21 protein-coding genes, 1 tRNA gene and 1 other RNA gene are annotated in these 25266 nt (G+C 67.8%); 15 read left to right on the plus strand and 8 right to left on the minus strand.

What is annotated here, in order from left to right:
• Nucleotides 1–67: 67 nt before the first annotated feature.
• On the minus strand, nucleotides 68–1489 hold the full coding sequence (locus RCH12_RS01950) for an MFS transporter (RefSeq protein WP_327015881.1): 1422 nt from the start codon (nucleotides 1487–1489) through the stop codon (nucleotides 68–70).
• Nucleotides 1490–1599: 110 nt separating this feature from the next.
• Here RCH12_RS01950 and RCH12_RS01955 point away from each other — a divergent pair, with 110 nt between their 5' ends.
• The 3 genes from RCH12_RS01955 to RCH12_RS01965 are packed head-to-tail and all read left to right on the plus strand — an operon-like array spanning nucleotide 1600 to nucleotide 4141.
• Complete coding sequence (locus tag RCH12_RS01955; protein WP_327015882.1) at nucleotides 1600–1857, plus strand: hypothetical protein; 258 nt, start codon at nucleotides 1600–1602, stop codon at nucleotides 1855–1857.
• A 2-nt stretch (nucleotides 1858–1859) separates the two neighbouring features.
• Complete coding sequence (locus RCH12_RS01960) at nucleotides 1860–3644, plus strand: hypothetical protein (RefSeq protein WP_327015883.1); 1785 nt, start codon at nucleotides 1860–1862, stop codon at nucleotides 3642–3644.
• The gene (locus RCH12_RS01965; protein WP_327015884.1) at nucleotides 3641–4141 is read left to right on the plus strand and encodes a hypothetical protein; all 501 of its coding nucleotides are present in this window, start codon (nucleotides 3641–3643) and stop codon (nucleotides 4139–4141) included. The genes RCH12_RS01960 and RCH12_RS01965 overlap by 4 nt, the downstream gene beginning before the upstream one ends.
• A gap of 203 nt (nucleotides 4142–4344) precedes the next feature.
• On the opposite strand, the gene RCH12_RS01970 is transcribed toward RCH12_RS01965, so the two are convergent.
• Nucleotides 4345–4432 (minus strand) — tRNA-Ser (locus tag RCH12_RS01970).
• Nucleotides 4433–4552: 120 nt separating this feature from the next.
• Here RCH12_RS01970 and ffs point away from each other — a divergent pair.
• The 7 genes from ffs to RCH12_RS02005 all read left to right on the plus strand — a co-directional run bounded on the left by ffs (nucleotide 4553) and on the right by RCH12_RS02005 (nucleotide 12587).
• An RNA gene (gene ffs, locus RCH12_RS01975) (signal recognition particle sRNA small type) lies at nucleotides 4553–4649 on the plus strand.
• Between the two features lie 150 nt (nucleotides 4650–4799).
• Nucleotides 4800–7271, plus strand: coding sequence for a phosphoketolase family protein (locus RCH12_RS01980; protein ID WP_103432748.1), 2472 nt, complete (start codon nucleotides 4800–4802; stop codon nucleotides 7269–7271).
• A gap of 2 nt (nucleotides 7272–7273) precedes the next feature.
• Nucleotides 7274–9490 (plus strand): phosphate acetyltransferase, encoded by a 2217-nt coding sequence (pta, locus tag RCH12_RS01985; protein WP_088455127.1) that lies wholly within the window; start codon nucleotides 7274–7276, stop codon nucleotides 9488–9490.
• Nucleotides 9487–10680 (plus strand): acetate/propionate family kinase, encoded by a 1194-nt coding sequence (locus tag RCH12_RS01990; RefSeq protein ID WP_103432747.1) that lies wholly within the window; start codon nucleotides 9487–9489, stop codon nucleotides 10678–10680. Before pta ends, RCH12_RS01990 begins: the two co-directional genes overlap by 4 nt.
• 157 nt (nucleotides 10681–10837) lie before the next feature.
• Entirely contained in the window at nucleotides 10838–11254 is a 417-nt protein-coding gene (locus RCH12_RS01995; protein WP_327015885.1) for a YccF domain-containing protein, read from the plus strand.
• A gap of 172 nt (nucleotides 11255–11426) precedes the next feature.
• Nucleotides 11427–11750: a DUF7882 family protein gene (locus tag RCH12_RS02000; protein WP_327015886.1), complete on the plus strand. Its 324-nt coding sequence runs from the start codon at nucleotides 11427–11429 to the stop codon at nucleotides 11748–11750.
• A gap of 141 nt (nucleotides 11751–11891) precedes the next feature.
• Complete coding sequence (locus tag RCH12_RS02005; RefSeq protein ID WP_442784546.1) at nucleotides 11892–12587, plus strand: hypothetical protein; 696 nt, start codon at nucleotides 11892–11894, stop codon at nucleotides 12585–12587.
• Between the two features lie 115 nt (nucleotides 12588–12702).
• Here the strand turns inward: RCH12_RS02005 and RCH12_RS02010 are convergent, their stop codons facing one another.
• The 6 genes from RCH12_RS02010 to RCH12_RS02035 form a co-directional block, all read right to left on the minus strand.
• A complete protein-coding gene (locus RCH12_RS02010; RefSeq protein ID WP_103432744.1) occupies nucleotides 12703–13692 on the minus strand; it encodes a manganese catalase family protein in 990 nt (329 codons plus the stop codon).
• A gap of 57 nt (nucleotides 13693–13749) precedes the next feature.
• Nucleotides 13750–14817: a YihY/virulence factor BrkB family protein gene (locus RCH12_RS02015; RefSeq protein WP_327015887.1), complete on the minus strand. Its 1068-nt coding sequence runs from the start codon at nucleotides 14815–14817 to the stop codon at nucleotides 13750–13752.
• A gap of 47 nt (nucleotides 14818–14864) precedes the next feature.
• A complete protein-coding gene (locus tag RCH12_RS02020) occupies nucleotides 14865–15443 on the minus strand; it encodes a DUF3618 domain-containing protein (protein ID WP_327015888.1) in 579 nt (192 codons plus the stop codon).
• Nucleotides 15440–15856 carry a phage holin family protein gene (locus RCH12_RS02025; RefSeq protein ID WP_103432742.1) on the minus strand — a complete coding sequence of 139 codons (417 nt, stop codon included), beginning with the start codon at nucleotides 15854–15856 and terminating at the stop codon, nucleotides 15440–15442. Before RCH12_RS02025 ends, RCH12_RS02020 begins: the two co-directional genes overlap by 4 nt.
• The gene (locus RCH12_RS02030; protein WP_327015889.1) at nucleotides 15849–16571 is read right to left on the minus strand and encodes a hypothetical protein; all 723 of its coding nucleotides are present in this window, start codon (nucleotides 16569–16571) and stop codon (nucleotides 15849–15851) included. The genes RCH12_RS02025 and RCH12_RS02030 overlap by 8 nt, the downstream gene beginning before the upstream one ends.
• 403 nt (nucleotides 16572–16974) lie before the next feature.
• On the minus strand, nucleotides 16975–17964 hold the full coding sequence (locus RCH12_RS02035; RefSeq protein ID WP_103432806.1) for a LacI family DNA-binding transcriptional regulator: 990 nt from the start codon (nucleotides 17962–17964) through the stop codon (nucleotides 16975–16977).
• A 205-nt stretch (nucleotides 17965–18169) separates the two neighbouring features.
• Between RCH12_RS02035 and RCH12_RS02040 the strand changes: the two genes are divergently transcribed.
• The 5 genes from RCH12_RS02040 to RCH12_RS02060 all read left to right on the plus strand — a co-directional run bounded on the left by RCH12_RS02040 (nucleotide 18170) and on the right by RCH12_RS02060 (nucleotide 25264).
• Nucleotides 18170–19120, plus strand: a complete 951-nt coding sequence (locus RCH12_RS02040; protein WP_088455136.1) for a carbohydrate ABC transporter permease — start codon at nucleotides 18170–18172, stop codon at nucleotides 19118–19120.
• Nucleotide 19121: 1 nt separating this feature from the next.
• Nucleotides 19122–20069 (plus strand): carbohydrate ABC transporter permease, encoded by a 948-nt coding sequence (locus RCH12_RS02045; RefSeq protein ID WP_442784547.1) that lies wholly within the window; start codon nucleotides 19122–19124, stop codon nucleotides 20067–20069.
• Nucleotides 20070–20150: 81 nt separating this feature from the next.
• On the plus strand, nucleotides 20151–21503 hold the full coding sequence (locus tag RCH12_RS02050; protein WP_327015891.1) for an ABC transporter substrate-binding protein: 1353 nt from the start codon (nucleotides 20151–20153) through the stop codon (nucleotides 21501–21503).
• Nucleotides 21504–21584: 81 nt separating this feature from the next.
• Nucleotides 21585–23117 (plus strand): arabinosylfuranosidase ArfA, encoded by a 1533-nt coding sequence (gene arfA, locus RCH12_RS02055; RefSeq protein ID WP_327015892.1) that lies wholly within the window; start codon nucleotides 21585–21587, stop codon nucleotides 23115–23117.
• Nucleotides 23114–25264: a beta-galactosidase gene (locus RCH12_RS02060; protein ID WP_103432737.1), complete on the plus strand. Its 2151-nt coding sequence runs from the start codon at nucleotides 23114–23116 to the stop codon at nucleotides 25262–25264. Before arfA ends, RCH12_RS02060 begins: the two co-directional genes overlap by 4 nt.
• Nucleotides 25265–25266: the final 2 nt, after the last annotated feature.

Consider the following 25266-nt stretch of genomic DNA (forward strand, 5'->3'; position numbering starts at 1 on the left):
CCCGTGCGGACAAGTGCGCCCGGCGCACCGGGACCATTTGTCCGCTTCGGCAACAGTTGGGCGCGGCTCAGGCGGACGGAACCGCCACGGTCGCGGGCGCCGCGTCACGGCCGACCCGGCCCACCAGCAGCAGGCCGCCGACCGCGAGCAGCGCCGAGAGCGTGAACGAGGCCGTGTAGGTGGCGGTGCCGCCCAGCGGCGCGAAGGCCACGAACACCACGGCCGTGGCCGCCAGGGCCAGCGCCGCGCCGATGGAGTCGGCGATCAGCAGCGCCGAGGAGTTGAAGCCCTGCTGCTGGGGCGCCGACAGCCGCAGCACCCGGCCGCTCTGCCGCGGCACCAGGGTGCCCATGCCGGCCCCGGCGACGGCCCAGCCGGCGATGGCGACAGCGGGCGCCAGGCCCAGGGCGCTGGTCAGCGCCGACGCGGCGATCGCCACCAGCAGCAACGCGCTGCCCAGCAGCATGCTGCCCGCATCGCTGAGCACCGTGGCGTACCGCCCCTGCAACCAGGACGCCAGCGCCCAGGTGACCCCGGCGCAACTCAACGCCAGCCCGGCCAACACGGGGGAGAGCCGGTACTCGCCGGTGAGCAGCGCCGGCAGGTACACCTCGGTGGAGAGGAACGCCCCCGACACCAACCCGCGGATCGTCATCACCACGGGCAGTCCACGCCGGCCGCTGAGCGTCCCGGCCGGCAGCAGCGGACGCAGCGCCACCCCGGCCAGCACGAACGCGGCGCCGGTGCCCACCCACAGCAGCGCGCCGGGCAGCTGCGCCGCCATCGACGCGCAGAGCACCGCCGCCGCCGCACCCAGCGACCACAGCGTGCGCGACAGCCGCCACGGTTCCCGCACCCCGACCGGCCGCTCCCGTTCCGCCGCGGCGATCGCAACCAGCCCGGGCCGCAGCATCCCCATCGCCGCCACCACCAGCACCACCACGCCGAGGAACACCCACCGCCAGCTGGTGTACTCGGCCACCAGACCCGCGATGAACGGCCCGATCAGCGACGGCACCACCCAGGCGCCGGCGAAGGCGCCGAAGATCGCCGGATGCATCCGCTGCGGGTACACCCGCGCCACCACCACATACAGCGACACGCTCAGCGCCCCGCCGCCGAGGCCGTGCACCAGGCGTCCCACGATGAGGGCGGGCATGGATGCGGCGGTGCCGGCGATCACGAGCCCCACCACGAAGAGCACCACCGCGGTCAGCACCACGGGCACCGGCCCTGAGCGGTCCGCCCAGTTGCCCGCGGCGACCATGCCCACCACGCCCACGGCGAGCGGACCGGAGAACGCCAGGGCGTACAACGAGTCGCCGTCCAGCGCCGCACTGATGATGGGCATCACCGTGGTCACGGCCAGGGCCTCGAACGCGGCCAGGAAGATCAGCGCGAGGATCCCGACGGTGACCCAGACGTACTCCCGGCCGAAGATCGAGGCCGGGCGCAGCGGGACCGAAGGCGGCGAGGAGGGGAGGGGCACGAGAGCGATAGTAGGACCTCAACCGTGGTTGAGGTCAACCGCACCCCCTAGGCTGTGTCCAACAAGGGTTCACCACCGGGGGGTTGTGTGTGACGGATTTGCGGATTGACGTGGCGTTCTTGAACGCGCTCTCGGCCACGGTCACGCTGGCCGCATCCGAACTGGAGTTCACCGGCTGGCGGTTCCGTACGCCCGGCGCGCAACTGCAGTCGGATTCGGTCGAGGCCGCACTGTCGGCGAGCACGTCACAGCAACTGGCCCGGGCGCAACTGCTCGAGGCGCTCATGGTCGAGGCCGGTCGATATCCGTCCACGGCCGCGGATGCCTTCCTGGCCGCCGATGCGAGCCTGGCACGGACGGACTTCTGACCGTGTGGACTCATGCGCACCCAGGCCTGGGCGATCCGGCAGGCATCCTGCACGAGGCGCGCACCCGCCAGAACAAGGCGGCGGCGCTGCGGGCTATGCAGACGAGCTTGGCCGGCGCCCGGGCCGATGCCGGCAGTGCGGAGTGGTCGGCACTGTCCCGGGACGCGTACGTGGCGCGGCTGGAGTCGATAGCGCCCGACGTCGACCTGCTCATCCGCGGCCTCGACGCGCAGGCGGATGCCCTCGGCCGGTACTCGGTCGAGGTCGAGCAGATTCAGGAGCTGGCGGTGGCGCTGGAGAGCCAGCGCCTCGCGGCACAGATGGATCTGATGACCTCCCAGCGCGAGCTGTCGACGGCGCACCTCGGAGGGGGCGGGGAGGGCTTTTTCGCCGATCCGACCGGGGAGAAGAACCGGGCCAGAATCGAGGGGCTGATCACCGACGAGCAATCCCGGCTCGCCGGACTCGCCGTGCAGGCCGAGGAACTCATCCACCGCCGATACGCCGCCGATGCCGCGTGCGTGCAGGGGCTGGCATCGGAGGGCGTCCTCGGTGCGACGGCGCAGTTCACGGCGGCCGCGATCTCGACTGCCACGCCAGAGACCCTGCTGGCGAAGCTGGCGCTGCTGCCCGAACGCGACCTGGCCGTGCTGCTGGCCACGCATCCGGATCTCGTCAAGCAGGCGTTGGGCGCCGACCCGGCGGCGGTGCAGACCTGGTGGGCGAGCCTGGCAGCACCCGGCAGCACGGAGCTGTCGGCCGCGCAGCTCGCCCTGATCGGCGGCGCTCCAGCGATCGTCGGCACCCTGAACGGGCTGCCCGCACTCGTGCGCGTGGCCGCCAACCGCCTCAACGCGGGCACCAGGCTCGCCGAGATCGACGCCGAGGTCGACACCCTCGCACGGTCCCCGATGCCCTCAATCGAGGCGTATTACGAGAGGACCGACAAGCTGGCCGAGTTGGAGAAGGAACGGGTCTACCTGCAGCGCACCGTCGACGGCAAGAACCAGCTCTACCTCTACGACCGGGCCGAGTCCCGAATCGTGGAGATGCTGGGGACCCCCTCCGCGGATACCCAGCACCGCGTCACTTACGTGCCCGGCACGATGAGCAATATGGCCATGTTCTATGACGGCTCCGTGCAGGACTTCTCTGCGTGGTTTGTGAAAAGGCATCCCGACACCGTGGCGTTCGTCTACAAAGACGGTCTGTTTCCGGGTGACACTGACGGGCCGTTGGGCGACGACGCCGGATATTGGGCGGAAAAGGCCCTGGGCACGCCGGCGGGCGTACTGGATGCGAATTCGGCCGATTTCGCCGAGAAGGCGGGCCAGACCCTGGCCGACTTCGAAACCGGGGTGGTGCTCGACCCGCTCCTCGCCGGGGCCGAGAAGACGGCCTTTGCCCACAGTTGGGGGCTCGCCGACGTCACGTCGGCGGAGAGCCACGGAGCCACCTACGACTCGGTGGTCTCGCTCTCCGGAGCCTGGATGCCGGAGGATTGGGCGCCCAATCCCGCTACGACGTACTCGGACTATTCCTACTGGGACGCTCTGCAGGTCGCGCAGGGCACCGGCGTTGTGGGTGACGGGAACAACCCGCGATCGAGCGAGGCCTTCGAGGTCGGGGAGTACTACCAGGGACCCGACCCCGTGATGACCCGGGATTGGTATGGGCGAACGGTTCCCGATCCGGGCGTACTGCTGGACAATCACAATCTTGTCGCGACCGACCGTGGAGCCAACCGACAGGTCCTCGAGGACATCGAGAAGGAAATGTACAAATGAAACTGAAACGTCGAACAGTCGAAATCGCAGTATCCGCGGTGCTGGCTTTGACCGTGAGCGTGTCGGTGGCGTCGTGCGCGATGTCGCCAATGGAGGAGACGAAAGCTATGGATCTGAAGACGGCGAAGGGCATTGCGTTGGCGATGGAGGACGAGGCTGCAGCGCTTGTGCCGGTGGAGAACGCCGGAGAGCAGACCCAGTTCGAGACGGCACCGCTGTTGGGCTGTGGCGACGGGCTGTACTCGTGGTCTGGGCGGTCGTCGGTCGCGTTGGTCGGCGGGGCGGATGCCGAGGCGATCCTCGAGTCGATCGCCGTCATGTGGGAGCAGATGCCCGGTGTCGTGGTGGAGCGACAGGACGAGCGGGTCGACATGACGGGTAGCCAAGGCGATTTTTACAGTGCCGGAGTCTGGGAGTCCGGAACGATGCTGAAGATTGATTCGTTTTCGCCGTGTTTCCCACTCGAAGACGGTCAGCATCCTTCGGACGAGTACTGAGTCGTGGGCGAACCACAAGGGAAGTTGCGCGTGATGGCGCGTGCGGCGGTGCGGGCTCTGACCGTGGATGCCGAGGCGATCTAGTAAAGGCGGAGATTTTCGCGACCCGCGGCATCCGCCGGCCACCACACCCGGCGTGTCGCAAAAAACCCCGCCTTCAGGTGCGCTGGGCGACGTGGGGCGGGGTCTTGAGCTGGAACTACTGGCGGAGAATGGGGGATTCGAACCCCCGAGGGCTTTCACCCAACACGCTTTCCAAGCGTGCGCCATAGGCCACTAGGCGAATTCTCCTAAGCCGATCGATTCGTGAAGACAACGACCAGGGAAAATCTTACCTGCTTCCGGGGGCCCCGAGTGACACGTCACCAAACCGCCGGTTTTGGGCCCGGGGCCCGGACGCCCTAAACTGGCAATGGCTCCTCGCGTGGCGCTATCTCAGCCAACTCCCCCAGGACGGAAACGTAGCAAGGGTAACTGGGCTCTGGTGGGTGCGCGAGGAGTTTTACTTTGCCCGGATGCGCCAGCGCCGCCCCGGCAAACCGGTCAGACTACCTCCCCAACTGTTCACTTGTCGGGACCAACGTCCCCCGCTCATCCGCCTGCCCGCTCCTAGACTTGGACGGCGCTACGAGCGCCAACAGAACACTTGGAGACCGCGATGGAACATGCCGCTGACACCACCTCATTCACCTGGCCCAGCCGCCTGCCGCATGCGTTGAGCGCCGAAGCTCTCGCCAGCGTCGACGCGTGGTGGCGAGCCTCGAACTATCTCTCGGTCGGGCAGATCTACCTGCTCGACAACCCGCTGCTGCGGGAGCCGCTCCAGAAAGAGCACATCAAACCGCGGCTGCTCGGCCACTGGGGAACCACCCCCGGCCTCAACTTCCTCTACGCGCACCTGAACCGGGTCATCCGCGAACGCGAGATCAGCACCCTCTACATCACCGGCCCCGGCCACGGCGGGCCCGGCATGGTCGCCAACGCCTACCTCGACGGCACCTACTCCGAGGTCTACTCGAGCATCGACCAGTCCGAAGACGGCATCAAGGGCCTGTTCCGCCAGTTCTCCTTCCCCGGCGGCATCCCCAGCCACGCCTCACCCGAGACCCCCGGCTCGATCCACGAGGGCGGTGAGCTCGGCTACGCGCTCAGCCACGCCTACGGCGCCGCGTTCGACAACCCCGACCTGCTCGTGGCCGCCGTCGTCGGTGACGGCGAGGCCGAAACCGGCCCGCTGGCCACCAGCTGGCACTCCAACAAGTTCGTCGACCCGCTGCAGGATGGCGTCGTGCTGCCGATCCTGCACCTCAACGGCTACAAGATCGCCAACCCCACCATCCTGGCCCGCATCCCCGAGAGCGAACTGCTCGAACTCATGCGCGGCTACGGTCACAACCCGCACATCGTCTCCGGCGGTTTCGACGGCGAAGACCCCCTGGCCGTGCACCAGCGCATGGCGCAGACCATGGACGAGGTGCTCAACGAGATCGCCGCGATCAAGCGCGCCGCCCTCGCCGGCGACACCAGCCGGCCGCGCTGGCCGATGATCATCCTGCGCACCCCCAAGGGCTGGACCTGCCCGCCCGTCATCGACGGCGTACAGGTGGAAGACTCCTGGCGCTCGCACCAGGTGCCGCTCGTCAACGCCCGCGACACCCAGTCGCACACCGACGTGCTCGAATCCTGGCTGCGTTCGTACCGTCCGGAGGAACTCTTCGACGACGCCGGCGCCCCCGCCGCCAACATCACCGCGCTCGCCCCGCACGGCGACCTGCGCATGAGCGCCAACCCCGTCGCCAACGGCGGGCTGCTGCGCCGCGAGCTCAAGCTGCCCAACTTCCGCGACTACGCGGTGGAGGTGCCGACCCCCGGCGCCACCGTCGACGAGGCCACCAAGGTGCTCGGCATCTGGATGGCCGACGTCATCCGCCAGAACCCGGACAACTTCCGTATCTTCGGACCGGACGAGACCGCCTCCAACCGGCTCGCGCCATCCGTCTACGCCGCCACCGACAAGCAGTGGAACGGCGAATACCTGCCCGAAGACACCAACCTCGCCCGCGCGGGCCGGGTCATGGAGATGCTCAGCGAGCACCAGTGCCAGGGCTGGCTCGAGGGCTACCTGCTCACCGGCCGGCACGGCGTCTTCAACTGCTACGAAGCGTTCATCCACATCATCGACTCGATGTTCAACCAGCACGCCAAGTGGCTCAAGGTCACCCGCGAGATCCCGTGGCGCCGCTCCATCTCGAGCCTGAACTACCTGCTCTCCTCGCACGTCTGGCGCCAGGACCACAACGGTTTCAGCCACCAGGACCCCGGCTTCATCGACCACGTCGTGAACAAGAGCGCCGACGTCGTGCGGGTGTACCTGCCCTTCGACGCCAACACCCTGCTGTCGATCTACGACCACTGCCTGCGCAGCGTCGACTACGTCAACGTGGTCGTCGCCGGCAAGCAGCCGGCGCCGAACTGGCTCACCATGGACCAGGCCGTCGCGCACTGCGAGCGGGGCCTGGGCATCTTCGAGTGGGCCGGAACCGAGATTCCCGGCACCGAACCCGACGTGGTGCTCGCCGCCGCCGGCGAGGTGCCCACCCTCGAGGTGCTCGCCGCCGCCAAGATCCTGCGTGAGGCCATGCCCGACCTCAGCGTGCGCGTGGTCAACGTGGTCGACCTGATGCGCCTGCAGAGCGAGGACGACCACCCGCACGGCCTGAGCGACCGGGAGTTCGACGCCTACTTCACCGCGAACAAGCCCATCGTGTTCGCCTACCACGGGTACCCGTGGCTGATCCACCGGCTCACCTACAAGCGCCACGGCCATGGCAACCTGCACGCCCGCGGGTACAAGGAGAACGGGACGACGACGACGCCGTTCGACATGGTCATGCTCAACGACCTCGACCGGTACCACCTGGTGATGGATGTCATCGACCGGGTGCCCGGACTCGGAGCCCGTGCCGGACTGCTTCGCCAGCAGATGCAGGATGCCCGCCTGCGTGCCCGGCAGTACACCCGCGATCACGGAGAAGACATTCCCGAGGTCACCGACTGGGTGTGGGCTGGGAACGATGCCGCGGCAGCCGCTGCGCGCGCACTGGATACCACCGGCGGGGATAACGTATAACCGTGGCTCGAAGCATTTACATCACCTCCGCCGAGGGAAATACCGGCAAATCTACTATCGCCCTGGGTGTTCTTGACACCCTGTTGCACTCCATCGAGCGGGTGGGTGTCTTCCGTCCGATCGCTCGCTCCAAGCACAAGCCCGACTATGTGCTGGAACTCCTGCTCAATCACCTGCAGGCCCGCAAGCCCGTCGGTACCCACTCCGTCGCGCAGCCGGCGCTCAGTTACGACGAGTGCGTCGGCGTCACCTACGACGATGTGCACGCCGACCCGGATGCCGCGCTGGCGCGCATCGTGGCCCGTTACAAGGCCGTCGAAGCGCAGTGTGACGCCGTCGTGGTCATCGGCAGCGACTTCACCGACGTCGGCAGCCCGACCGAACTGGCCTACAACGCCCGCATCGCCGCGAACCTCGGCGTGCCGGTGTTGCTCGTGCTGGCCGGCCGGGTGGCCTTCGGTCAGGGCGAGGGGCTCAACCAGAGCGACCAGCTCGGCCAGAGCGAACCGCGCACCAGTGACGACATCCGCCAGCTCACCGATGTGGCCCTGACCGAACTCGCGTCAGAGCACGTCTCGCTGCTGGGCGTCGTGGTCAACCGCGCCGACCCCGCCAACCTCAACGGCCTCATCGCCGCGGTGCGCGAGGGCGTCGACAACACCCCGGCCACCGCGGATGCACTGCACGCCGCGGTGGTGCCCGTCTGGGCCATCCCCGAGGACGCGTTCCTCGTGGCCCCGAGCATGAAGACCATCCTCGAAGCCACCCACGGCACCCTGGTGCAGGGTGACCCGGAGCTGCTCTCCCGTGAGGCGCTCAGCGTCGTCGTGGCCGCCATGTCGATGGTCAACGTGCTGCCCCGCCTGGCCGAGGGCGCCGTTGTCGTCATCCCCAGCGACCGCCCCGAGGTGCTCCTCGCCGCCCTGATGGCCAACTCGTCCGCGACCTTCCCGTCGCTGGCCGGTGTGGTTCTCGTCGGCGGTTTCGCGCTGCCCGAGTCGATCGAGCAGCTCATGAAGGGCCTCGCCCCGTCGGTGCCGATCATCCGCACCGACCTGGCCTCCTACGAGGCGGCCCTCCGCATCACCCACACCCGCGGCCGCCTGGCCGCCGACTCGCAGCGCAAGCACGACACCGCCCTGGCGTTGTTCGAGCAGCACGTCGACGGTGCGGCCCTGCTCGACCGGCTCAAGGTGAGCCGCGCCGACGTGGTCACCCCGCTGATGTTCGAGTACACCCTGCTCGAGCGTGCCCGGCAGAACCGCATGCGCATCGTGCTGCCCGAGGGCGACGACGACCGCGTGCTGCGCGCCGCCGCCACCCTGCTGGCCCGTGATGTGGCCGACCTGATCATTCTCGGCGAAGAGTTCGAGGTGCGCTCGCGCGCCATCGGCCTGGGCCTGGACATCGCCAAGGCGCAGGTCGTCAGCCCGTTCGACGACGTGCTGCGGATGCGTTTCGCCGAGGAATACGCGCGCCTGCGCTCGCACAAGGGCGTCACCATCGACCAGGCCCGCGACGTCGTCACCGACGTCTCGTACTTCGGCACCATGATGGTGCAGCTCGGCCTGGCCGACGGCATGGTCTCCGGCGCATCGCACACCACCGCGCACACCATCCGGCCCAGCTTCGAGATCATCAAGACCCGCCCCGGCGTGTCCGTGGTCTCCAGCGTGTTCCTGATGGCCCTGGCCGACCGGGTGCTCGTCTACGGCGACTGCGCGGTCAACCCCGACCCCACCGCCGCCCAGCTGGCCGACATCGCCATCTCGGCGTCGGAGACGGCCATCGAGTTCGGCATCGAGCCGCGCATCGCGATGCTGTCCTACTCCACCGGCGTCTCCGGCAACGGAGCGGACGTCGAAAAGGTGCGGGAGGCCACCGCGATCGTTCGCGAACGCCGCCCCGACCTCGCCGTTGAAGGCCCGATCCAGTACGACGCCGCGGCGGATGCCGCCGTGGCCGCCGCCAAGATGCCGGACTCGGACGTGGCCGGCAAGGCCACCGTCTTCATCTTCCCCGACCTCAACACCGGCAACAACACCTACAAGGCGGTGCAGCGCAGCGCTGGCGCCGTGGCGATCGGCCCCGTCCTGCAGGGCCTGCGCAAACCCATCAACGACCTTTCCAGAGGAGCCCTCGTGCAGGACATCGTGAACACCGTGGCGATCACCGCCATCCAGGCCGCATCGCTCGCAGCGGTGGTGGCAGCCGTATGACCGCCATCCTCGTCATCAACTCAGGTTCGTCCTCGTTCAAGTACCAGCTGATCGACATCGACACCGAGACCGAACTGGCCGGCGGACTCGTCGAGCGCATCGGTGAGGCCAGCGGACACGCCAGGCACACCAACACCGCCTCGGAGGCCGGCCGCCAGGAAGCGAACCTGCCGATCCCCGACCACACCGCCGGTTTCGACGTCATGATCGCCGCGTTCGCCGAGCACGGCCCGCAGCTGTCCGACGCCAACCTCATCGCCGTTGGCCACCGCGTCGTGCAGGGCGGGGCCATCTTCACCGGCCCCACCGTGATCGACGACGCCGTTCAGCAGCAGATCAGCGACCTCGCCGACCTCGCCCCGCTGCACAACCCCGCCCACGTGCAGGCCATCGTCGCGGCCCGCACCAACTTCCCCGACGTGCCGCACGTGGCCGTCTTCGACACCTCGTTCCACCTCACGATGGCGCCGGCCGCGTACACCTACGCGATCAACACCGAGTTGGCCGCCAAGCACGACATCCGTCGGTACGGTTTCCACGGCACGTCGCACAAGTTCGTCTCAGAGGCCGCCGCGGAGTTCCTCGGCCGTCCCCTGAGCGAGCTGAAGACCATCGTGCTACACCTCGGCAACGGTGCGTCCGCTACCGCCGTCGACGGCGGCAAGTCGATCGACACCTCGATGGGCCTCACCCCGCTGCAGGGCCTGGTCATGGGCACCCGCTCCGGCGACATCGACCCCGCGGTGCTGTTCCACCTGCACCGCAAGGCCGGCCTGTCGATCGAAGAGCTCGACACCCTGCTCAACAAGAAGAGCGGCATGCTCGGCCTCACCGGCAACGGTGACATGCGTGACGTCGAAGACGCGGCCGTGGCCGGCGACGCCGTGGCCCAGGCCGCGCTCGACGTCTACTACCACCGCATCCGGGGCTACGTGGGCAACTACATGGCCCAGCTCGGCGGCCTCGACGTGATCGTCTTCACCGCCGGTGTCGGCGAGAACTCCGGCATCATCCGCGAGGGCGCCCTGCGCGGCCTCGAGGGCCTCGGCATCGAGATCGACCCGGCGAAGAACGACCCGTTCTCGCGCGTCGCCCGTGTCGTGTCGACGGATGCGTCCCGCGTCACCGTGCTCGTCATCCCCACCAACGAGGAGCTCGAGATCGCCCGCGAAACCCGCGCGGTCATCTAACAGCTCGACCGCTGGTCGAGACCTCACAGGCGGAGATTCTCCCGACACGCCGCACCCGCTGCGACGCAGCGCGGCGTGTCCCGAGAATCTCCGCCTGTGCTGTCGGTCTACGCCGAGCAACGGATGCCGACGGGCCGACCGCGAGTAGAATTCCGGCGTGCGCACACTCCTCAACCTGATCTGGCTCGTCCTCTCCGGCTTCTGGCTGTTCCTCGGCTACGTCGCCGCCGGCATTGTGCTCTGCATCCTGATCATCACGATCCCATGGGGCATCGCCTCGTTCCGCATCGCCGGTTATTCGCTCTGGCCGTTCGGCCGCACCGTCGTCGCCAAGCCGTCGAGCGGAGCCTTCTCGTTCCTCGGCAACGTGATCTGGGTGATCCTGGCCGGCTGGTGGCTCGCCCTGGCCCACATCGTGTCGGGCATCGCACTCTGCATCACCATCATCGGCATCCCGCTGGGCATCGCCGACTTCAAGATGGTGCCGATCTCGCTGGCGCCGCTCGGCAAGGAAATCGTGCCCACCGGCGGCGGTGCGTTCGACCAGGCCCGCGCCCAGCGCACCGCGGCCTAGCCGAACCACGCCGGCGCGCCCGCGAACGCCGCGCGTCCGGAGGCACCGGACCACCGTGCCGGGTACGCTATTTTCCCGATTCGGCGTGACGTTTGCGGACCCGCCACCGTCCTACCCATAGCGGCGCCCGCCATCCAGGACAGGGCAACGAGAGCCCTAAGGGGAAATGGACATGGGAAAGCTCATCTCCGGCGCCACCGAGGTCGATTTCGACGACCGCGCGCTGGTGCACTTGCAGAGCGTCATCGGCTCCAAGCTCCGCCGCGGCGAGAGCTTCGCCCTCTTCTGGAGCGACCCTGCCGCGCCAGACGACGCGCGGCCCAGTCTGTGGCTGCACCCCGGCATCCCGCTGTATTTCAAGTTCACCGGGACCGCGACTCCCAGGCTCAACCGTGCCTGGATCGAGGTGCTCGCGACGTCGGCCGACAGTGCAGACGGGTTGCTGTTGAGCAGCGAACCGCGGGGTCGGGATGCCGACCAGAATCACACCGACTGACCAGGTCGGAGTGAGATTTCTTCACGCTGGAGCATGACAGGTGCGGTGTTCGGACCGTCTAAGAAGCAGCAGAGCATGTCAGGCGGATGCCCGGCAGGGCTTTCCCACCGCACCCCGCACCATCCTTCAGAGGAGAACATCATGACGTCAGCACCCAACGACCCGCGTCCCACGACACCGAACGACCAGCGCGCCACGGCACCCCACGACTCGCGCCCCATGGCACCCGACCCCCTCGAACCCGCCGCACCGCCGGCGACCTCGGGCACCACCATCCGCCAGGATGTCGTCGCCAAGCAGAAGGCGCAGTTCGGCGGCATGAAGTTCGGCACGGCGTTCTTCGGCTGGCTCACCGCCACCGGCGCAGCCGTGCTCCTCACCGCGCTGGTGGCCGGCGCCGGCGCAGCCGTCGGCCTCGGCAACGAGGCCGACCCCGCGCAGACGGCGGATGCCGCGGCCGAGAACGCCTCGACCGTCGGCCTGATCGGTGCCATCGCCCTGGCCGTCGTCGTCTTCGTGTCGTACTTCTGCGGAGGTTATGTCGCCGGCCGTATGGCGCGGTTCAGCGGCGCAAAGCAGGGCATCGCCGTGTGGCTGTGGGCACTGATCGTGGCCGTGGTGCTGGCCATTGTGGCCGCTATCGCGGGAAGCCAGTTCAATGTGCTCGCCAACCTCAACAGCTTCCCTCGGATCCCGGTCCAGGAGGGCGACCTGGCCCTGGGCAGCATCCTCACGGCCGTTGCGATCGCCATCGTCAGCCTCGGCGGCGCGATGCTCGGCGGCCTCGCCGGCATGCGGTTCCACCACAGGGTCGACAAGGTCGGCCTCGGCAAGTGAGCAAAACCGGCTCACACTGCGTGAGCTGACTCGCCTCCCCCGGCGAGAGTGAAGGGCCCCGGTGACACAGTCCCGGGGCCCTTCGGTCTGCCGGCCGGCAAGGCGGCGTCGGCTCTTACTTCTTCGGCGCGGTCTTCGGTGCGGCCTTTCCCGCCGCCTTCGCCGGGCCGTACGACACGTCCACCTCGGCCATCTCCATGTCGGCGGTGGCCTGGATCAACTCCATCAGAGCCGGATCCAGCCCGGGCGCGAACTCCTCCATCCGCTCGCCGGCGATCACCGACGGCACACCCTCCGGAGCCTGTTCGTCGGCGACCAGGTTCGTGCCGTCCTTGGAGGGGGACATGCCCTGGAAGATCTTCCCCGCCTCCGACTGGCCGGCGAGGTCGAAGGTGTACTGCTTGCTGTGCAGGTTGAGATCGAGCAGCTTCTTCACCTCGGGGAACTTCTCCGCATTGGTCTTCGGAATCGGCAGCAGGGTGTTCCAGTGCACCCCCAGGGTCTCGAGCGCCTTGGCGTATGCGTTCTCGTGAGCCTGGTCCCGCACGATCAGGTAGGAAAGCGTGGAGCGGGCCGTCTTGTTGTCGGTCATCTCGTAGATCCGGCACTTCTGCAGCCGGCCGGTGGACTCCAGCATCAGGTTGTAGAGCAGGTCAAGCACGAGGTTGCCGGAATTGTAGACGTAGCTGCCGCTCCACGGATTGCCGACGGCGTCGACCGGCAGCGCGCCCTGGGCGCCCACCAGGTAGTGGTGGATGTTGCTGTGGTCGAGGGCGATCTCCAGCGGGATGGCCCCGCCGGCGCCGGCCTTGTCCAGCGGGTCGGTGACCTTGCCCTGATAGCGCGGTGAGCCATCCAGCAGCCGGGAGATGGTGGTGCCGATCAGTTCGACGTGGCTGATCTCTTCGGTGCCGATGCCCTGAATCAGGTCGCGGTACGGCTTCGCCGCGGGCCCACGGAAATTCATCGACTGGAACAGGTACTGCATCATGGTGCGCATCTCGCCGAACTGGCCGCCGAGGCCCTCCTGCAGCGCGTTGGCCGCTGCCGGATCCGGCTCGTCCTGCGCGATGTCGTGGATGAGTCGTTGCACGTGGAAATACATAGTTGTCCTTTCCTGGGACGTGGTGGATCAACGGTCGGATTCGGGTGGTGTCGGGGGTCAACTCGTGGTGTCGTGGCGTTTCGCGCTGTCTTCGCGCAGGCGCCGCCCCGCGATGATGTCGGCACGTTCCTTCTCGGCGGTTTTGTCGCTCTTGCGGGTGTCCCGCGGTGGCAGCTGGATGTCTTCTTCCGCCTTGATGCCCGCCTGCAGCTGGCGGCTGCGCTCGAGTTCGGCGTCGAACTCGGCGCCGAACAGCAGGGCGAGGTTGGCGATCCAGAGCCAGAGCAGGAACACCACGACGCCGGCGAGCGAGCCGTAGGTGCGGTCGTAGTTGGAGAAGTTGGTGACGTAGAGACCGAACAGGAACGACGCGATCACCAGGGCCACCAACGCCAGCAGCGCGCCCAAGCTGATCCAACGGAATTTCGGCTGCTTGGCGTTCGGGGTGGCGTAGTAGAGGATTGCGATGATCAGCACCGCGGCCAGGGCCAGGATCGGCCACTTGAGGATGGACCACACTATCTGCACGGTTTCGCCGAGGCCCAGAGCACTGCTCACGGCATCCGTGACGGGCCCCGACACGATCAGGACCACGACCATGATGAGGATCAGCAGGATGGTGACGATGGTCACCACCAGCTGCATCGGGCGCAGCTTCCAGAACGGTCGGCCCTCTTCGATCTCGTAGATCCGGTTCATGGCCCGGCTGAACGCGCCGACGTAGCCGGATGCCGACCAGATGGCCAGCACGATGCCGAAGACGAGGGCGAACCCGGCGGCCGGTGACGAGCTGAACTGTTCGAGAGGCTCGCGCAGCACGTCGGCCGTGCCGCCGGGGGCGACCTCGTTGACGAGGTCGAGGATGGTGTCGGTGGAGCGCTCGCCCTGACCGAACACGCCCAGCAGGGAGATCAGCGCGATCAGCGCCGGGAACAACGCCAGCACGGCGTAGTAGGTCAGCGACGCGGCGATGTCCGTGCATTGGTCGGCGGTGAATTCGCGCATGGTCTTGCGCATCGCGTACTTCCAGGACGGCTTCTTCACCTCGCCCGGCGAATCCGGCTTGCGTGGATCGTCGGGCGAGGGAGCGCTGTTCTTCGTGTTACGGGTGTCGTTGCGGGCCACCGGTGCTGCTCCTCGTCATCGTCTGGCGGATGGTGCGGGTTTCGCCGTCAGCCGGCGGTGCCCTGGCCGGCGTGCTTGGCGGTGTCGCGCACCTCGTCGGCGGATGCCGTCGTTTCGGACTTGACGGTGTCGGCGGCATCCGTGGCCGTGCCCTTGACGGCGTCGGCGGCGTCGGCGAGGGGCTCCTTGAGGTTTTCGCCCATCTGCTTCGCCGCGTCGGCGACCTCCTGGGTCAGTGGCTCAGCGGCCTCCTTCACGTTGGCCGCGATCTTCTTCTCCGCGGTGCTGGCGGGCAGGAGAGACGACGCGAGCCAACCCACGCCGAAGGCGATGAGACCCACCGCCAGCGGATTGCCCTTAACCTGGGAGGCCGCGTCGTGAGCGGTGCCCGAAACGTTGCCGGTCGCTGCGCTCACGGAGTCGCCCAGGTCGGAAGCCGTGCCCATGACCTTGTCCTTGGCCGAACTGAACACGCCCCGCACCTTGTCCTTCTGGCGGTCCATGATCTTGCTGGGCGTCACCTTGTCGGCAAGGGCGTCGACGTCGGCGCCGAGGCCCCGGCGGGTGTCTTCGATCTGGCTCCGAAGAACCTCGGGGTCGGTGCTGGATTCGTCGTAGGTGCTCATCGGTTTTCCTCATTTCGTTTCAGTGCGTCAGGAATCTGCTTCAGGGAGTCGACCGTCTTGGGCGCTCCCGTGATCGTCTTCATCTCTTTGCGCCCGCGCGAGTAGAGCACGGCGGCCACGATGCCCCAGACGACGGCAACGATCACGGCCGCCCAGGCGATGTCGATGACGTGTCCGAGCCCCCACCAGGCCGCGAACGACAGGAACAACACCGTCAGGTGGCCGGCATAGCCGGCACCGCCCAACAGTCCGGCTCCTTTGCCGGCGCGAGTGGCCGACTGCCGTAACTCGGCCTTGGCCAGCTCGACTTCCTGGCGCATGAGAGTGGACACGTCGCGGGTCACCTCACTGAGCAGGTCGCCCAGTGAGGTCTCTTCGGCCTTGCGTTCAGACGGCGTGGGCATGTCAGTCATTGCGGTGCTCCGTGTAATTCGGGTACTCCGCCGTGAGCGGGGTGCCTACGCCGGTGGCGGTGGGCGTAGTGGGGGTGTCGAAGGCCGTGTCGATTCCGGTGGTGGCGCCGGTGCCGAACTCGGTTCCGCCGCCGGTGGGCGCGGTGGCCGGGGTGCTGCTGTCCGTAGAGGCGGTCTCGGAGGAGTCCTTGGCCTCGGCGATGACCGAGCGGGTCAGGCGACCGGCCACCACACCGGCGACGGCGGCGATGCCGATGAACATGCCGGGGCTGCGCCGGGCGTAGCCCTTGACCTCGTCGAGGAGGGCGCCCGGGTCGCGCTGGTCGAGCCAGTCGGCGATTCCGGCGGCACGCGAGGCGGCCTGGTGGGCGATATCGCTGGCCACACCCTGAGTATCGGACTTATCGGCCATCGCACCCAGCTCGTCGCCTAGGGAGCGGAGACCGGCGGCGACCCGCTTCTGTTGCGCGGCCGCCTGGTCGGCGAGTTCGCCCTGCGTCTGGCGATAGAGGTCCTTGGCTTGCTGCTTGGTCTCGCTGCCGACCTTGTGCAGCTCGTCTTTGGCGACGCCGGCGACGTGCTGGCCGGCGGCGACCGAGGTATCCTTCACCTCGGCGGCGCGTTCTTTGGCATCGGGGCCGGCTCCGCTGTCGGACGCCGTGCTGGTGTCCAGGTCGGGGTTTCCCGGGACGGATGCTGGGTATGTATTCGACATGACTCTCCTAGATGAATCGAGGTGTGCACGACGCCCGGCATCGACGTCTGTGTCGTGTTCGGGTTCATCCTTTGTCGTGTCAGCCGCGATTGCAAGCACTCTGAGAGAACCCGCGAAAACAAGTTTTTTCCGTGACGAATCGCCGATTTTGCCGTCTATTTAAGGGGAACGGGATTCAACACATCACCGTTGGCGGGGGTAGCGAACACCCCACAACGGGGGGTATGATCCCGTCACTCCAGCGGACGCTCGTGTCGCCTCCGTTGTTCCCGCCGAGCATCCTCGACGACGCGTTTGATCACGAGGAACGTGGTCTCCCACTCGTCGAAGATATGGCACGGCGTGTCCCGAAAAACTCCGCCTTTGCGGGCGCGCGGCCGCCCGGGAACCCCGGGCCGGGTGCCTAGCGGGGTGGGGGCGCGGTGCTCGCCCGCACGACGAGGTGCGTGGGCACGATGGTGGTACCGGGGCCCACGGCCGCGGGGGAGTCGATCTGGCGCAGCAGCTTCTCGATGCAGAGCCGCCCCACCTGGCCGAAGTCCTGGTGCACGGTGGTCAGTGGCGGCCAGAAGGCATCCGCCTCGCGCATATCGTCGAAGCCCACGACGCTCACGTCGGCCGGCACCGAGCGGCCGGCCTCGTGCATCGCCCGCATCACGCCGAGCGCCATCTGGTCGTTGGAGGCGAAGATCGCCGTCACCGACGGGTCGGCGGCCAGCGCCACCCCGTGCCGGTAGCCGCTCTGCGCACTCCAGTCGCCCTCGAGCACGGGCGGCACCGGCGCGCCGGCCGCCTTCAGCGTGGCCCGCCAGGATGCCGTGCGGCGCCCGGCCGAGAACGACGACTCCGGCCCGGCGATGTGCCAGACCGTGCGGTGCCCGAGGTCGAGCAGGTGCTGGGTGGCCAGCCGGGCACCCTCGGTCTGGTCGGTGTCGACCACCGTGTAGCGCTCGCCGGCGTCGGAATCGACGATCACGACGGGCAGCCCGGTCGGCACGGTCACGTCGATCCGGTCCAGGATGTGCGCTTCCATGATGATCACGATGCCGTCCACGGCCTGCTCGGCGAGCCGGTTCACGGCGCCGGCGACGGCGCCCTGGGTGGGCAACGCCACCGGGATCAGGGTGATCGAGTAGCCGGCCTCGGCGGAGGCCGTGGCGACAGCGTCGAGGGTGCGCATGTTGCCGAAGCTGGACAGGCCGAACATGATCACGCCGATGGTGCTGAACTTGCCCGACTTCAGCGCGCGGGCGGCGCTGTTGGGCCGGTAGCCGATCTCGTCCATGGCGGCGAGCACCCGGTCGCGGGTGTCGGCGTCGACGTTGCTGCGACCGTTCACCACCCGGGAGACGGTCTGCGAGGAGACGCCGGCCAGCGCGGCCACATCCGCCATCGACGGCAGGCGCTGCGCGCGGGCCGGGGGAGCGGCCGAAGAACCGTCTGTCGTGCTCGCCGTTGCCACGTGCCCTCCCCGGTCCCGAAAAAAGATTTCCGTATGTTTACGTAAACATGCTAGCGTGCTTACACGTCATGTTTACGTAAACATGGCGTCAGTTTCATCGTCCGTTGCATCACCATACCGAGTCAGAGAAAAAGGCATGACGACGCTGTCAACACTCCCCCCCAGTGGCCAGACACGCAGTGCACGGGCCCAGCCGAACCGCCGCAAGCCCAAGCCCCACGTGCAGAAGCGCGACTGGACCGGCTGGAAGTTCATCGGCCCGTTCATGATCGTTTTCGCCCTCGTGCTGATCGCCCCGGTGCTCTACTCGATCTACCTCTCCTTCTTCAAGGACCAGCTGGTCGGCGGCAACTCCTTCGTCGGCTTCGAGAACTACGGCCAGGCGCTCACCGATCCCAAGTTCTGGGAGTCGATGGGCCGGGTCACCCTCTTCTTCGTCGTGCAGGTGCCGATCATGCTCGGCATCGCCCTCTTCGCCGCCCTCGCCATCGACAGTGCCCGCCTGCACCTGTCCAGCTTCTTCCGCATCGCGATCTTCCTGCCCTACGCGGTTCCCGCCGTGGTCGCCACGCTCATGTGGGGCTTCATGTACGGCACCAAGTTCGGCCTGGTCGGCAACCTCAACGAGTTCTTCTCGATCGCCATCCCCAACCCGCTGGGCAACACCTGGGTGCTCGCCGCGATCGGCAACATCGTCACCTGGGAATTCATCGGCTACAACATGATCCTGTTCTACGCCGCCCTCCGAGTGATCCCCACCGATCTCTACGAGGCCGCCTCGCTCGACGGCGCCAACGCGTTCCGCATCATCCGCAGCATCAAGATGCCGGCGCTGCGCCCCGCCATCGTCATCGGCGGCATCTTCAGCGTGATCGGCAGTTTCCAGCTGTTCAACGAGCCCAGCATCCTGCAGTCTCTTGCACCCAACACCATCTCCACCTATTTCTCGCCGAACATGTACGCCTACAACCTGTCGTTCTCGGGTCAGCAGTACAACTACTCGGCCACCATCGCGATCATCGTCGGCCTCATCACCGCCGTCATCGCCTACATCGTGCAGAACTCCGGTTCCAGGAAGGAGGCCTGACATGTCGACGACTGACCAGACCCACGCCCCCGCCGCGCAGGCGAAAGCCCCGCGGATGTCCCGCTACACCAGCGAGAAGAAGGCGGGCACCTCCAACCAGGGCCTGCACACCAAGAAGTCCATCATTCTCACCATCATCATGGGCGCCCTGCTGATCTACAGCCTGCTGCCCCTGTTCTGGCTGTTTGTGAACTCCACCAAGACCCAGGCCGAGCTGCTCAACTCGTTCGGCCTCTGGTTCTCGGGCGACTTCGCCCTCTGGGACAACATCGTGGCCACCCTCACCTACAACGACGGCGTCTTCGTGCGCTGGTTCGGCAACACGGTGCTCTACGTCGTCGTCGGCGCCGGCGGTGCCACCTTCCTCGCGGCGCTCGGCGGCTACGGCCTGGCCAAGTTCAACTTCCCCGGCAAGAAGGCCGTCTTCGCGGTCGTGCTCGGCGCCGTGGCCATCCCCGGCACGGCCCTGGCGGTGCCGACCTTCCTCATGTTCAGCCAGATGGGCCTCACCAACACCCCGTGGGCGGTCATCCTGCCCTCGCTGATCAGCCCGTTCGGCCTCTACCTGATCTGGACCTACGCCATGGACGCGGTGCCCACCGAGGTTCTCGAGGCCGCGCGAATGGATGGTTCGGGCGAGTTCCGCACCTTCTTCACCATCTCGCTCAAGCTCCTGGCCCCCGGCCTCGTCACGGTGCTCCTGTTCACCCTGGTGGCCACCTGGAACAACTACTTCCTGCCCCTGATCATGCTCAGCGAACCCACCTGGTACCCGCTGACCGTGGGCCTGAAGCAGTGGAACATGCAGGCCCAGACCGTGGGCGGCGATGTCATCTACAACCTCGTCATCACCGGGTCGCTGCTCACGATCGTGCCGATCGTCGTGGCGTTCCTCTTCCTGCAGCGCTACTGGCAGTCCGGCCTCGCCGCCGGTTCCGTCAAGGCGTAGCCCCCACTACCGATCCACCCCCGCACCATCCGTCATCCGCAGCACCGAACATCCGTTTACAAGGAAGTGAAAGGCACCCCAATGAAAGCACCACACAGCAACACGCGCCTGCGCCGCACCGCACTCGCCGTCGCCACCGGACTCGCCCTGAGCGTCTCCCTGGCCGCCTGCGCCTCCACCGGCGGAGGCGGAGCCGAGACCGGCACCGCAGCCGACATCGAGGCCGCCCTGCAGGAGGAGACCACTCTCACCGTCTGGGCCTGGGCCCCGGCCGTGGAAGACATCGCCACCGCGTTCGAGAAGAAGTACCCCAGTGTCACGGTCGACGTGGTCAACGCCGGCACCGGCAACGACCAGTACATCAAGCTGCAGAACGCGATCAAGGCCGGCTCCGGCGCACCCGACGTGGCCCAGATCGAGTACTACGCGCTGCCGCAGTTCGCTCTCTCCGAGGCCCTCGTCGACCTGAGTGACTTCGGTCTGGACTCCCTCGAAGACCAGTACACCGCCAGCACCTGGGGATCGGTGAACCTCGACGGCGGCGTCTACGCCCTGCCGCAGGACTCCGGCCCCATGGCCATGTTCTACAACCAGGCCGTCTTCGACCAGTACGGCCTCACCGTTCCCACCACCTGGGACGAGTACATCGCCACCGCCGAGAAACTCCACGCGGCCAACCCGAACGCCTACATCACCAACGACACCGGCGACGCGGGCTTCGCCACCAGCATGATCTGGCAGGCCGGCGGCCAGCCGTTCACCACCACCGACTCCACGAACGTCGAGATCAACCTGCAGGACGAGGGCTCGAAGAAGTTCGCCGACACCTGGAACCAGCTCATCGAGAAGGACCTCATCGCCCCGACCACGAGCTGGAGCGACGAGTGGTACCGAGGCCTCGGCGACGGCACCATCGCCACCCTCAACATCGGCGCCTGGATGCCCGGCAACCTGGAGACCGGCGTGCCGGAAGCATCCGGTGACTGGCGGGTGGCCCCGCTGCCCGTCTACGAGGCCGGCGATGTCGCCAGCGCCGAGAACGGTGGCGGCGGCGACGCCGTGCTTGCCCAGAGCAAGAACAAGCTCGCAGCGGCCGGCTTCGTCGAGTTCATGAACTCCGGTGAAGGCACCCAGATCTCCATCGACGCCGGCGGCTTCCCGTCCACCGTCGCCGACCTCGAGTCCGAGGAGTTCCTCGGCGCCGAGAGCGAGTACTTCGGCGGCCAGAAGATCAACGAGGTCCTCGTCCAGTCCGCCAAGGACGTCGTCGAGGGATGGAGCTACCTGCCGTTCCAGGTCTACTCGAACAGCATCTTCTCCGACACCGTCGGCCAGTCCTACGCCGACAAGACCGACCTCAACACGGGCCTGACCGACTGGCAGAAGGCCATCGTCGCCTACGGCAACGAGCAGGGCTTCACGGTCACCGAGTAACGCAGCGGCACAGGGTGGGCCCGTCCGACCGGACGGCCCACCCTTTGCGCACCATCAGCTTCCAACCAGAGGATCTCCTTCGTGTTTCACGCCCGGCTCAGCATCACCCGCGACGACATCGTGGCCCCCGTCTCACCCCGGCTCTTCGGCTCGTTCGTCGAGCACATGGGCCGCTCGGTGTACACGGGTATCTACGAACCCGGGCACCCCACCGCCACCGCGGATGGCTTCCGCCAAGACGTGCTGGACCTCGTGCGTGAGCTGAACCCCAGCCTGATCCGCTACCCGGGCGGCAACTTCGTGTCGGGTTTCCGCTGGGAAGACAGTGTCGGCCCCGACCGCCCCACGCGCCTGGATGTGGCCTGGCACTCCGTGGAGACCAACGAGGTGGGCCTGCACGAATTCGCCGACTGGGCCGAGAGCGCCGGCGTCGAGATCATGCAGGCCGTGAACCTGGGCACCCGGGGCATCGCCGAGGCCGCCGCCCTGCTCGAATACTCCAACCACCCGGCCGGCACCGCGCTCAGCGACCAGCGCCAGGCCAACGGCCGCACCGAACCGTTCGGCATCCGCGTCTGGTGCCTGGGCAATGAAATGGACGGCCCCTGGCAGATCGGCCACAAGACCGCCGAGGAATACGGCCGCCTCGCCGCCGAAACCGCCCGCGTGATGAAGTGGGTCGACCCCACCATCGAACTCGTCGTCGCTGGCAGCTCCAACGCCGAGATGCCCACCTTCGGCAGCTGGGAACGCACCGTTCTCGAGCACACCGCGGAGCTCGTCGACCACATCTCCCTGCACGCGTACTACGAGGAAAAGCCCGGCGACCTCGGCAGTTTCCTCGCCTCCGGCGTGGGCCTCGACCGCTTCATCGGCGACGTCGCCCAGATCATCGACGAGGTCACCGTGGAGCAGGGCCTCGACACATCCATCGGCATCAGCGTCGACGAGTGGAACGTCTGGTACCAGACCCGGTTCAACGAGGTCGACAAGGAACCCCTGTTCGCCGGCGACTGGAACACGCAGCCGCGCCTGATCGAGGACGAATACAACGTCAGCGACGCCGTGGTGGTGGGGTCCCTGTTGATCTCCCTGCTGCGCAACAGCGATCGGGTCAGCATGGCCAACCTCGCCCAGCTCGTGAACGTCATCGCGCCGATCCGTTCCGAGCCGAACGGTCCGGCCTGGCGCCAGACCACCTTCTTCCCGTTCGCTCTCACCGCAACGGCCGCCCACGGCGACGTGCTGGCCGCGACCATCCACTCCGACACCTACGACACCAGGGAACACGGCACCGTCGACCTATTGGATGCCGCGGTGACCGCTACTGACGAGGAGATCGTCTTGTTCCTTGTCAACCGTTCCAGCTCCGACCCGCTCACCCTCGAGGTAGACCTGGCCGGCGCCCCCGCCGACTCGGTGCTCTCGGCGCAGAGCCTGTTCGCGCCGGAGGGTGGTGACCGGTTCGCCGCCAACACGGTGGATCATCAAAACACCGTGCACCCGGTCGACTTGACGGATGTGACACTGGCCGACGACGGCACCGCCGCCACGGTCGTGCTGCCCGCGCTGTCCTGGTCGATCGTGCGTCTGGCCGCCAAGGCTGCAGCATGAGCGCCGTGAGCTCGACCATTGCGACCGATCGCTGGGTGCGCTGGCCCGAGGCGCACACCCTCGCCGACGGCACCGAGAGCCTGCCCGCCGACGCCGCCCGCATCGGCTACGGCGCCGACTACAACCCCGAACAGTGGCCCGAAGCGGTCTGGGCCGAAGACATGCGCTTGATGCGCGAGGCCGGTGTCAACATCGTCAGCGTCGGCATCTTCTCCTGGGCGCTGCTGCAGCCCACCCCCGACAGCTGGGATTTCGGCTGGCTCGACCGCGCCATCGACCTGCTGCACGCCAACGGCATCGCCGTCGACCTGGCCACCGCCACCGCCAGCCCGCCGCCGTGGCTCACCGAATTGCACCCGGAGGTGCTGCCGGTGAACCGGGTCGGCGAGACCATCTGGCCCGGCGGCCGCCAGCAGTGGCGTCCCACCTCACCGGTGTTCCGCCGCTACGCGCTGGCCCTGGTCGAGAAAATGGCCGAGCGCTACGCCGACCACCCGGCCCTGTCGATGTGGCACATCAGCAACGAGCTCGGCTGCCACAACGTCTACGACTTCTCGGACGACGCGGCAGCGGCGTTCCGCGCCTGGCTCGAGGCCCGTTACGGCACCCTTACCGAGCTCAACCGGGCCTGGGGCACCGCCTTCTGGTCGCAGAACTACACCTCCTGGAACCAGATCCTGCCGCCGCGGCTGGCCGCGACACATCCGAACCCCACCCAGCAGCTCGACTTCGCCAGGTTCTCCAGCGACGCCCTCAAGGACTACCTCGTCGCCGAGCGGGAGATCCTGCGCCAGATCACGCCCGACGTGCCGATCACGACCAACTTCATGGTGATGGGCGAATCCCGCGGCATGGACTACGCCGACTGGGCCGGCGAGATCGACCTGGTCTCCAACGACCACTACCTGCTCGTGGCCGACCCCGCCGCGTTCGAGGAGCTGTCGTTCTCGGCCAACCTCACCGGTCAGATATCCGGCCGGGCGCCGTGGTTCCTGATGGAGCACTCCACCAGCGCCGTCAACTGGCAGCCGGTGAACCAGGCCAAGACCCCCGGCCAGCTGCGCCGGGACAGCCTCACTCACCTGGCCCACGGCGCCGACGCGATCTGCTTCTTCCAGTGGCGCCAGTCCCTGGCCGGCGCCGAGAAGTTCCACTCCGCGATGCTCCCGCACGCGGGGGAGAACAGCTCGGTGTTCCGGAGCGTCACCCGCTTCGGCGGCGAACTCGCTTCCCTGGCCGAGGTCGCCGGCAGCCGCACCAAGCAGGCCCGCATCGGCATCCTCTTCGACTGGGACTCCTGGTGGGCCTCCGAACTCGACTCGCACCCCACCGAGCTGCTGCGTTACAAGGCCGAGGCCATGGCCTGGTACACCGCCGCGCTCACCAATGGCCTGCAGGCCGACATCGTGCCGGCCCGGTCGGTGCTGAGCGGTCACGGCCTGGCCGGGTACGACGTCGTCATCGCGCCGATGCTCTACATCGTGCCGCAGCCGCTGGCGGATGCCCTGGCCGACTATGCCCGCACCGGCGGCCACCTGGTGGTCGGCGTGTTCTCCGGCATCGCCGACGCCGACGACCACATCCACCCCGGTGGTTACCCCGGCGCGTTCCGCGAGCTGCTCGGCGTGCGCGCCGAGGAGTTCGGCGGCCTGCAGCCGGGCCAGACCGTCGGCCTGTCCGGCGACCTGCCGGCCGGGTCCACCGGGTCGCTGCTCACCCACGACGTCACCGTGGCCTCCGATGTCGAGGTGCTCGCCCGCTTCCAGGGCGGCCCGTTCCCCGGTGTGCCGGCGGTGACCAGCCGCGTGGTCTCGACGGAGTCCGGCGGCCGGGCCAGCTTCGTCGCCACGGTCCTCGACCCCGACGCGCTGGTGGCGTTGGTCGGCCGGTTCGCCGCCGCCGCCCGCATCGTCTCGCCGCTGCCGGATGCCGTGCACGGCATCGTGCAGCTCGCCGTGCGCCAGTCCGACGACACGGAGTATCTCTTCTACATCAACCACTCCGACCAGGCCGTGACCGTACCGCTGGGCAAGGCCGACGGCACGCTCGTGGCCGTCGACCTCGGCGGCAGCACCCTCGCCGCGGACTCGCTCACCCTCCCGGCCACCGGCGTCGCCGTGCTCGGCCGCGCCCGAACGGCGGCCTGATC

This window comes from Cryobacterium sp. MP_3.1, from assembly GCF_035984795.1.
In the GTDB taxonomy this organism is placed as follows: Bacteria; Actinomycetota; Actinomycetes; order Actinomycetales; family Microbacteriaceae; genus Cryobacterium; species Cryobacterium zongtaii.